Origin of the sequence: Streptococcus infantis (assembly GCF_047464615.1) — a bacterium.
GTDB classification, from domain to species: Bacteria; Bacillota; Bacilli; order Lactobacillales; family Streptococcaceae; genus Streptococcus; species Streptococcus infantis_Y.
This window is the reverse complement of the sequence record NZ_JASHBO010000028.1, coordinates 1-9,651: the sequence shown is the minus strand read 5'-3', so window position 1 is coordinate 9,651 and position 9,651 is coordinate 1. Positions and strand designations below refer to the sequence as shown.

The following is a 9,651-nucleotide window of genomic DNA, read 5'->3' as shown; positions in this document are numbered from 1 at the left end:
GCAGGATCAGGTTGGGCTTACTTTGGCGTGTTTAAATATCAAAAAACTGGTGAAATGGATAGGAAATATCCCTTTTTATTTTTCTCAAATTCAGATTTTGGTATAGATTAGTAGATGATGAGACAAAATATTTTTGAAAACAGAAAAAGACAAACACCAAAAATGACGTCTGTCTTCGTTCTGAGACAACTGTTGTCTCTACAGTTGTCTTTGTTTGTGATTTTATATTGATAATATTTTTGATTAAAGTTCTGCAATCTGGTTAAGATTTACTTCTGCAACTGTATCATTACCAAACATTGAGATAATCATCTTAACTTTATTGTTATCAATTTCTGTGATCTTACCTGTGTAATCTGCGAAAGCTCCGTCAATAATACGAACAGTTTGACCAACTTCGACATCAATATCAAATTCTTGGACAGTTTGACCCATAGAAACTAAAATATCGCGAATTTCTTGTTCCAAAAGTGGAGTTGGTTTTGATCTATTTCCGTGTGAACCTACGAATCCTGTTACGTTTGGTGTGTTACGTACAACAAACCATGCTTCGTCGGTCATAACCATTTCTACAAGAACATAACCTGGAAAGCGATTTTCTTCGATTTCTTTTTTCTTTCCATTTTTTTCTACTTGCACTGTTTGTGTAGGAATTTCAACACGTAGAATATTTTCTAGCATATTGTATGTTTGTGCACGTTGCAATAGATTTTCTTTTACTTTATTTTCGTAGCCAGAGTAAGTTTGTAGCACAAACCATCCTTTATCAAAACTATCCATGTTTTTTCCTTTCCTAACTGAAGAATTTCAGCGACTAGATCTTTTTCTTAGCTTATTTTAAAAAATATTAATAAAACGAATCAATCCGCTAACAATCAATTGGTCAAAAATATAAATCATCACTACAAAGAAAGCAGTGTATTCCATGATAGATTTAAAATCTAACCAACTTTCCTTGCGAGTCGGCCAAGTTGTTTCTTTAAGAAGTTTAAAAATATCCTTAATAAAACGCATCGTTTTCTCCTATCTCGTTTCTCGGTGTGTGGTGTACTTGCCACAGTGTTTACAAAATTTATTTACTTCTAAGCGTGTTGGTTTTGGATTTCCACTAATCTTAATCGAATAGTTTCTAGAACCACAAACCGCACAGGCTAGACTTGCTTTTTTAAGTGCCATAACGCCTCCATCTTACCTATTATAACAATAAACCTCTGCTTTGACAAGTTAAATCGTTTTTGATTTTTTAAGGTAATTTCTCAGGTAACTTCTCAAAGTAACTTCCACTTGATTTACCAAGGAATTTATCCAAAATACTTTTAAACATAATTTTTCAAAAGAAAAGCATCATAACAAGTCAACGACTCTAACTCCTAATCAAATAAATCTAAAAAGATCTCCCTTGATATCGTAAACTAGCTTCAAATTCTTTCTTCTGTTGCTGCTTATACTCTGCCAGTAATTTCTTTTTCTTCTCTTTATCCATTTTCTACTCCGACTAACTTCTCTGGTACTTTTGATACTAATACTCAATGAAAATCAAAGAGCAAACTAGGAAGCTAGCCGCAGGTTGCTCAAAACACCGTTTTGAGGTTGTGGATATAACTGACGAAGTCAGCAACACATATACGGTAAGGCGACGCTGACGTGGTTTGAAGAGATTTTCGAAGAGTATAACTTTCTTCAACAAGGTTCAACAGTCCTTCACTCCTCTCATTATAGCACTAAATTCCTTTCTTTGATGTGGTTTTTGATAGCAAACAAAAAGAGTCAGCAAACCAACTCTTTCGATCTCTATTCACTTTTTTCCATCAAGAAGTCATAGATTTCCTGGACTGTTCCAAGCGCCATAATCTCCTGATCTTTAACAGTTTGTTTTAGCTTTTGATAAATCTGACTTTCAGCTATATCACGCTTTTCAGCCTCTTTATTCACCCTCATGACTCCATTTTCAATGGTCACAAAGTCAAGCTCTTCAAATATCTGAATCATTTTGACTAATAGAATTTGCTCAATCTTGAGAAAGGCTGCCAAATCCTTGAGTTTATAGCGAATGTCAAACTCTGGGAACTGATAGATGGTTTTATACAATTTTGCAAACTGCTCTCTTGTGCCATATCCCGTCAAGTAGTAAGCCTTAGCTATATCATTTTTAAAGTAAATAGCTGAAAACTCCTGCTCCTGACAGATTTTCTTAAGGAGGGATATGTCTTCAGGGATATTTTTTATGACAATAGCTGGACAAGAGGTCACATCAGGTAACTCTTGCGTAAAATCCAAAAGAGGTACACCTTCAGGTAACAGGGCATTCTTACCACGGATGTTAAAGAGCTGGACACCTTCTACACGGGCATCAACCATCATCAACTGCAAGGTGGTTTGACCATTCCATTGGTTGACAGAGAGAGTCACCGCCAATTCCAGTTGCTTGGTCTGTGAGAATTCAGTCGCCCATTTCCCTTGACCAAAAGCAACCACCTCAAAACTGGCTTCACCTTTGGAAATTTTCAGCTTGAGATGAGCATTACCAGCTCCCATAACGCGAGCATTTTCAATTTGAAAATCTCGAATGTAGAAGACAGGCTTTTGGTTATCCATCCCAAAAGGAGCTAGACGTTCAAAATTTTTCACCGTCTCCAAACTCAAGGTCTCTAAGTCCAGTTCTTCATCTAAAAATAGATTGTTTTTACCTTGGGCATCTGCACCTTTTTCTCGGATATAGGCTTCCAAAACATCAGACAAGACTTCTAACTTATCCACTTCAAGGGTCATACCTGCAGCACCTGCGTGACCACCAAATGCGATAAATAGTTCTCGATGCGGGTCCAAGGCTCCAAAGATATCGACTGCTTCTATGCTTCGAGCACTCCCTTTGGCGCGTCCATCTTCGATATTCAAGACTATAACTGTCTGACCTAGTTCTTCAAGCAAACGCCCAGCTACAATTCCAAGAACTCCCGGATTCCAGCCTTCCTTAGCCAAAACTTGAACACTTTTATCAGGATCCACCATGCCCTTGGCTTCATCGTAAATGGACTGAACAATTTCCTTACGTTCTTCATTTTTTTGATGAATCAAAAGGGCGATTTCATGCACTTCCTCATCGTCAAATCCAGTCAACAAATCAATAGCTGGATTGGGATCATCCAAACGTCCTAGAGCATTTAAACGCGGTGCTAACTGAAAACCAACTGTCTCTTCTGTCACATCACTACTCGAAATCCCAGCGATTTCAAACATTTCTTGCAATCCCATTCGCTGAGTATTGCGCAAGACCTCAAGACCATACTGGACCATGATACGATTTTCGTCCGTCAAGCTGACCATATCGGCAATTGTACCGATGGCAACCAAGTCCAACAACTCAACCTGCACTTCTTCTAAAAGGGCACAAGCCAACTTAAATGCGACACCACAACCCGCCAAATGCTTGAAAGGATAGTCCGCCCCTGGATGTTCAGGATGGATAATAGCATAGGCATCTGGTAAAACTTCAGGCATAGAATGGTGGTCAGTCACAATGACGTCCACTCCCATAGACTGGGCCAAATCAATGGCTTCATGCCCTGCCACACCATTATCCACCGTCACAATCAAAGACACGCCCTGCTGTTCGATAAAATATTTGTAGACACTGGCATTTGGACCATAGCCGTCCGTAAAACGATTAGGAAGATAGACCAGGCACTCAGCACCCAACTGTTCTAAACTCTCCTTAACAATAGAAGCCGAAGTCATCCCATCCGCATCGTAGTCACCATAAATGAGAATCAACTCCCCTTGCTCAATAGCCTGACGAATCCGCTCCACTGCTTTTTCCATATCATGCAGAAGATAGGGATCATGCAAATCATCAAAAGAAGGTTCTAAAAATTTTTTCAGACTGGTTTCATCCTGAATACCTCGTTCAAATAACAAACGAGCCACTTCAGGACCCAAACCAGCTTTCTTGCCTATCTTTGTAAAATCCGCATCCTCAACTTGCGGAGCAAATTGCCAATTATAAGTAGGAATTATCAAAAAAATCATCCACTCTTTCTTACGATTCTATTGTTTTATTATAACATGATTTCCAGTTTTTCTCTATCTGCTTTGCTTTTATCAAAATTTTACTAATTTCTTTGTAATATCATTTGACAGGAAAACGCTTTTGTTGTAGAATCTATGTTACAAAATCTAACACAAAGGAGAAAAATTATGACTTTAGTAGAATTTAAAGCTGTTGAAAAGTATTACGGAGACTACCACGCACTCCAGAATATCAACCTTCGTTTTGAAAAAGGCCAAGTCGTTGTGTTACTTGGACCATCTGGTTCTGGAAAGTCAACCCTCATCCGTACCATCAATGGTCTAGAGGCAATTGATAGTGGAAGTCTCCTGGTAAACGGACACCAAGTGGCAGGTGCTAGCCAAAAGGATTTGGTCCCCCTCCGCAAGGAAGTAGGTATGGTTTTCCAACATTTTAATCTTTATCCACATAAGACCGTGTTAGAAAATGTAACTCTTGCACCTATTAAAGTACTGGGTATTGATCCCAAAGTGGCTCAAAAAACTGCGCAAAAATATTTAGAATTTGTAAATATGTGGGATAAGAAAGATTCCTATCCAGCCACCTTATCAGGCGGACAAAAGCAACGAGTAGCTATCGCTAGAGGCCTGGCTATGAAACCTGAACTCCTACTCTTTGACGAACCAACCTCAGCTCTCGACCCCGAAACAATCGGCGATGTCCTAGCTGTTATGCAAAAACTAGCCCACGACGGCATGAATATGATCATCGTCACACACGAAATGGGCTTCGCTCGTAAGGTAGCTGATCGCATCATCTTTATGGCAGAAGGGCAAGTCCTGGTCGATACAACAGATGTGGATGCATTTTTTGATCACCCAAGTGAACCGCGCGCCCAACAATTTCTCAGCAAGATTATCAACCACGAAAGTGACAAGGTCAAATAAGGAGGCGCCTATGAAAAAGAATTTCTTTCTTGCAACAGTAGTTACCAGTCTTTTAAGCATTGGATTTGTGACATCAGTTCAAGCAGATACCAGTATCGCAGATATCCAAAAAAAAGGAGAAATCGTTGTTGGCGTCAAACAAGACGTCCCTAATTTCGGCTATAAAAACCCGAAAACTGGAGAATTCTCAGGTATTGAAACAGATTTAGCCAAACTGATTGCAGATCAACTCAAGGTCAAGGTCCGCTACGTTCCAGTTACTGCTCAAACTCGAGGTCCTCTGTTAGACAACGAACAAGTGGATATGGATATCGCCACCTTCACAATTACTGACGAACGAAAAAAACTCTACAACTTCACCATCCCTTACTATACAGACGCCTGTGGATTTTTGGTAAATAAATCAGGTAAGATTAAAGATATTGAGGATTTAAATGGAAAAACCATTGGAGTCGCACAAGGATCCATCACCCAAAAGCTGATTACAGAGCTAGGTAATAAAAAAGGACTATCCTTTAAATTTGTCGAACTCGGCTCTTATCCTGAATTGATCACCTCCCTCCACGCCCATCGGATTGATTCCTTCTCGGTAGACCGTTCTATCCTTTCCGGCTATACCAGCAAAAGGACAAAACTACTTGACGATAGCTTCAAACCTTCTGACTATGGTATTGTAACCAAAAAATCAAACACGCAACTGAATGACTACCTAGATCAATTGGTTGTCAAATGGAGTCAAGATGGGACCTTGCAGGACTTATACGGTCGCTACAATCTCAAACCTTCCAAACACTCAGCAGAATAAGGAGGTAGCTACATGATAGATTTATCATCTTGGACAGCTTATTTTCAACATTTTGGTCAATTTTTTAACGGATTTCTCTTTACTATAGCTATTGCTCTAGGTTCTTTTACCCTAGCCATGCTATTGGGCATCCTATTTGGCACCTTATCCACTAGCAAACATAGTAGTTTACGTATTTTATCTCGTATCTTTGTCGAATTTTATCAAAACACCCCTCTCCTAGTTCAGTTCGTTATTGTATTTTATGGTTTGCCCCTGATTAGTAACCATACTATCATGATTCCTATCTACTGGACTGCCGTTCTTTGCGTCGGACTCTACCACGGTGCCTATATCGCCGAGGTCATTCGATCAGGAATTCAGTCTATCCCTAGAGGTCAACTCGAAGCCGCTCTTTCTCAAGGATTCACCTACCAAAATGCAATGCGCCTGATTATCTTACCGCAGGCTTTTCGCATCATTCTCCCTCCCTTAACCAACCAAGTCGTCAACCTGATTAAGAATACTTCGACAGTAGCCATCATTTCTGGAGTTGATCTCATGTTTGTCACCAAATCTTGGTCCGCACTCAACGGCAACTACATCCCAGCCTTTTTAGGTGCTGCCTTCTTCTACTTTGCCCTCTGCTTCCCTGTAGCCCAATTTGGACGAAAAATGGAGCAAGCTAACAAAAAAGCTTATTCACTTTAGGAGGTTTTTATGGAAAATATTCTTGAAGTTCTCAGTCTAGACAACCTCATCTTTATTTTAAAAGGTTTTGGTCTAACCCTCTATATCTCTTTGATTACTATCACGCTTTCAACACTAATTGGAACCATCCTCGCTGTCATGCGTAATGGAAAAAACACCCTATTACGAATCCTTGCTAGTGTCTACATTGAATTTGTACGAAATGTTCCTAATCTACTCTGGATTTTCACTATTTTTTTAGTCTTTAAAATGAAATCTACCCCAGCCGGAATCACCGCCTTTACTCTCTTTACATCTGCAGCCCTTGCTGAAATTATCCGAGGTGGTCTTAACGCAGTGGATCAAGGACAATACGAGGCTGGAATGGCACAAGGTTTCTCCTATCGCCAAATCCTCTATCGCATCATCCTACCGCAAGCCATCCGCAAGATGCTCCCTGCCATCATCTCTCAATTTGTAACAGTGATTAAGGATACAAGTCTTCTATACTCTGTAATCGCCCTCCAAGAGCTTTTTGGTGCTAGTCAAATCCTCATGGGCCGATACTTTGAACCGGAACAGGTTTTCAGCTTATATATCCTTATCGCCCTAATCTACTTCAGCTTCAATCTAGCTATTTCAAGCCTTTCACGGACTCTAGCAAAACGTTGGCAACAAGCTGCAGAATAACAAGAGGTTGGGACAAAAAATCCCGACCTCACTTTTTATTAACAATCAAACATTGACGCGGTAGCTGATTGAACTTTTTGTTCGTCTTTTAGACTCCAAAAAGCTCCTAATCATCCTCGCGGGGCTGAGACTACGAAATCGAGACTTTGTCTATTGATTTCTGTCCCACCGCCTTTTGAGAGAAATTTTTTTGCTTATTTCTTTACTAGAAAATAAGCTAGGAAATGTTAAACTACCAAACTTTATGCTAGACTAGAAATATGGAACATCATTTTAATCATCGAGCAGAATCATTTGATTCTCCAAAAAATCAATTTCTGGCCGATCTTGTTTGCCAGCATCTAGTAAAACAAGTGCCTGATTTGTCAAACAAATCAATCCTAGACTTTGGAGGTGGAACTGGCCTTATCGCCCTTCCTCTTGCCAAACAAGCTAAATCAGTGACCTTGGTTGATATTGCAGACAAGATGCTTGCGCAAGCTCGTCTCAAGATTGACAGTCAAAAGCTTGCAAACCTATACTTGATTCAACAGGATTTATTACTTGAACCACTTGAAGAAGAGTTCGATCTTATTATCGTCAGTCGAGTTCTTCATCATATGCCTAATCTTGAGGACAGTCTGGCTATGTTCAAGGAACATTTGACTCATGGCGGACAACTCTTTATTGCTGATTTTACTCTACCAGCTGGAGAGACACACGGTTTTATCATTTCTGAACTTGAAGAAAGTCTCAGCCAACAAGGTTTCTCGGAAATAACAAGTCAAATACTCTACAGATCAGACCATCTCTTTCTCCATAAACCTTCCCAATTATTTCTTACAAGTAGCAAGAATATTTGACCCTCGAGATATTAGACAGGCCTTCAAAACGAGGCATATACTAACCTTTACTCAGCTTTTGCTTTTTTCCAACAGATAAGGTATAATAGTTGTATTGTCTTTTGGGGTCGTTACGGATTCGACAGGCATTATGAGGCATATTTTGCGACTCGTGTGGCGACGTAAACGCTCAGTTAAATATAACTGCAAAAAATAACACTTCTTACGCTCTAGCTGCCTAAAAACCAGCAGGCGTGACCCGATTCGGATTGCTCGTGTCTGATGACAGGTCTTATTATCAGCGAGATACGATCAGGCTTTGTCTAGCAGTTTGATAAGAGATTTATAGACTCGCAGTTCCTAGGCTTGAGTTATGTGTCGAGGGACTGTTAAAACAATACATAACCTATGGTTGTAGACAAATATGTTAGCAGGTGTTTGGACGTGGGTTCGACTCCCACCGGCTCCATTATATTAAAAAAACGTTGATGATATCAACGTCAGAACGAAGACAAAGTCCTTGGAAGTCAAGTTTCCAAGGGCTTTTCTTTGTGTAAAGTCGTATAATAGAGGTAAGAAGAGTTGTGAGGTGTTCCTATGTTTCAAACGTTGATGATATCAACGTTTTTTCTGTCATCATACAAGTTTACAATGTTACATCAAGACACTTGAAAGATGGCAACATTAACTTTTCTTCTATGGGAAAAATAGCATATACATTGAACAGCTATTCAATTGAATTTTTAGCATTTCAAAGATCTGTAAGACTGACATTTCCCCTTTCTCCTAATCATTATCCATCAAAAAAACCGTAAGAATTTCTTCTTACGGTTTTTCAAGCAAATTCATAGAATTGAGATTCTCAGTTTTGCTTTATTTGAGTAATTTCTTACTCTTCTTCCTCACGTTTTTTAGCGAAGAGGAGGCCGCCTGTTGCTGCTGCAAGAAGTGCTAAAGCAAGTGAAGCGCTAGATTGTTCTGTACCAGTATTTGGCAATTCTTTCGCTCCTGCTTTCTTAGCTGGTGCTTGAGCAGGTGAATCTTGGTTAGCAGCTGTAACAGCTTTTTCAGCTGGAATAACGGCTACTGATCCATCTGCAAAGGTTACAACTACTGATCCATCATTGTTAACCTTGATACCTTTCGCGGTTGGGTTAGCTTTCTTAACTTCGTCGGCTACTTTAGCTTTTTCGGTGTCAGTCAAGTTGCTTGGATCTGTAACTGGAGTTACTGATGGATTCTTAACTCCATCTGATTCCTTAACTTTATCTGATGATTTCTTAACTGTCTTATCCGCTGGAATAACAGCTGTGGTACCATCTTCAAAGGTTACAACTACTGATCCGTCTTTGTTAACCTTGATATCTTTCGCAGTTGGGTTAGCTTTCTTAACTTCGTCGGCTACTTTAGCTTTTTCGGCGTCAGTCAAGTTGCTTGGATCTGTAACTGGGGTTACTGATGGATCCGTTACTTTGTTCTTGTCTGCATCTGTAGCTGGTGCACTTGGATCTTTTACAGTTACTTTAACTGGTACTTCATCCTTAGAACCATCTGGGTAAGTCACAACGACTGTAGCTCCTTTATCACCTGGTGTTGTTGTATCTACTGGTGTCTTGAATTCAAATGTTGTACCACTTGGTAGATCTCCTACATTACCAATTGAATCTTTGGCATTTGGCGTTGTTCCTGGAGTTACTGTTTGAGCTTTACCTG

10 protein-coding genes and 1 other RNA gene are annotated in these 9,651 nt (G+C 39.7%); 6 read left to right on the top strand and 5 right to left on the bottom strand.

The window, feature by feature from the left end:
* Positions 1 to 243: 243 nt before the first annotated feature.
* The 4 genes from nusG to recJ all read right to left on the bottom strand — a co-directional run bounded on the left by nusG (position 244) and on the right by recJ (position 4,017).
* The gene (nusG, locus tag QM450_RS10335; RefSeq protein ID WP_045763385.1) at positions 244 to 780 is read right to left on the bottom strand and encodes a transcription termination/antitermination protein NusG; all 537 of its coding nucleotides are present in this window, start codon (positions 778 to 780) and stop codon (positions 244 to 246) included.
* 57 nt (positions 781 to 837) lie between these two features.
* Positions 838 to 1,014: a preprotein translocase subunit SecE gene (gene secE, locus QM450_RS10330; protein ID WP_001211016.1), complete on the bottom strand. Its 177-nt coding sequence runs from the start codon at positions 1,012 to 1,014 to the stop codon at positions 838 to 840.
* A gap of 9 nt (positions 1,015 to 1,023) precedes the next feature.
* Complete coding sequence (gene rpmG / locus QM450_RS10325) at positions 1,024 to 1,176, bottom strand: 50S ribosomal protein L33 (RefSeq protein WP_001809375.1); 153 nt, start codon at positions 1,174 to 1,176, stop codon at positions 1,024 to 1,026.
* A 615-nt stretch (positions 1,177 to 1,791) separates the two neighbouring features.
* A complete protein-coding gene (gene recJ / locus QM450_RS10320; protein WP_414320541.1) occupies positions 1,792 to 4,017 on the bottom strand; it encodes a single-stranded-DNA-specific exonuclease RecJ in 2,226 nt (741 codons plus the stop codon).
* A 177-nt stretch (positions 4,018 to 4,194) separates the two neighbouring features.
* Here recJ and QM450_RS10315 point away from each other — a divergent pair, with 177 nt between their 5' ends.
* The 6 genes from QM450_RS10315 (at position 4,195) to ssrA (ending at position 8,410) form a co-directional block, all read left to right on the top strand.
* Positions 4,195 to 4,953 (top strand): amino acid ABC transporter ATP-binding protein, encoded by a 759-nt coding sequence (locus tag QM450_RS10315; RefSeq protein WP_414320540.1) that lies wholly within the window; start codon positions 4,195 to 4,197, stop codon positions 4,951 to 4,953.
* A gap of 10 nt (positions 4,954 to 4,963) precedes the next feature.
* A complete protein-coding gene (locus QM450_RS10310) occupies positions 4,964 to 5,758 on the top strand; it encodes a transporter substrate-binding domain-containing protein (RefSeq protein ID WP_414320539.1) in 795 nt (264 codons plus the stop codon).
* A gap of 12 nt (positions 5,759 to 5,770) precedes the next feature.
* Positions 5,771 to 6,448, top strand: a complete 678-nt coding sequence (locus tag QM450_RS10305) for an amino acid ABC transporter permease (protein ID WP_414320538.1) — start codon at positions 5,771 to 5,773, stop codon at positions 6,446 to 6,448.
* A gap of 9 nt (positions 6,449 to 6,457) precedes the next feature.
* Positions 6,458 to 7,117, top strand: coding sequence for an amino acid ABC transporter permease (locus tag QM450_RS10300; protein ID WP_414320537.1), 660 nt, complete (start codon positions 6,458 to 6,460; stop codon positions 7,115 to 7,117).
* A 260-nt stretch (positions 7,118 to 7,377) separates the two neighbouring features.
* On the top strand, positions 7,378 to 7,959 hold the full coding sequence (locus QM450_RS10295; protein ID WP_414320536.1) for a class I SAM-dependent DNA methyltransferase: 582 nt from the start codon (positions 7,378 to 7,380) through the stop codon (positions 7,957 to 7,959).
* 103 nt (positions 7,960 to 8,062) lie between these two features.
* Positions 8,063 to 8,410: a transfer-messenger RNA gene (gene ssrA / locus QM450_RS10290) on the top strand.
* A gap of 417 nt (positions 8,411 to 8,827) precedes the next feature.
* On the opposite strand, the gene QM450_RS10285 is transcribed toward ssrA, so the two are convergent.
* On the bottom strand, positions 8,828 to 9,651 hold an 824-nt coding region (locus tag QM450_RS10285), incomplete at its 5' end, for a Rib/alpha-like domain-containing protein (protein WP_414320535.1).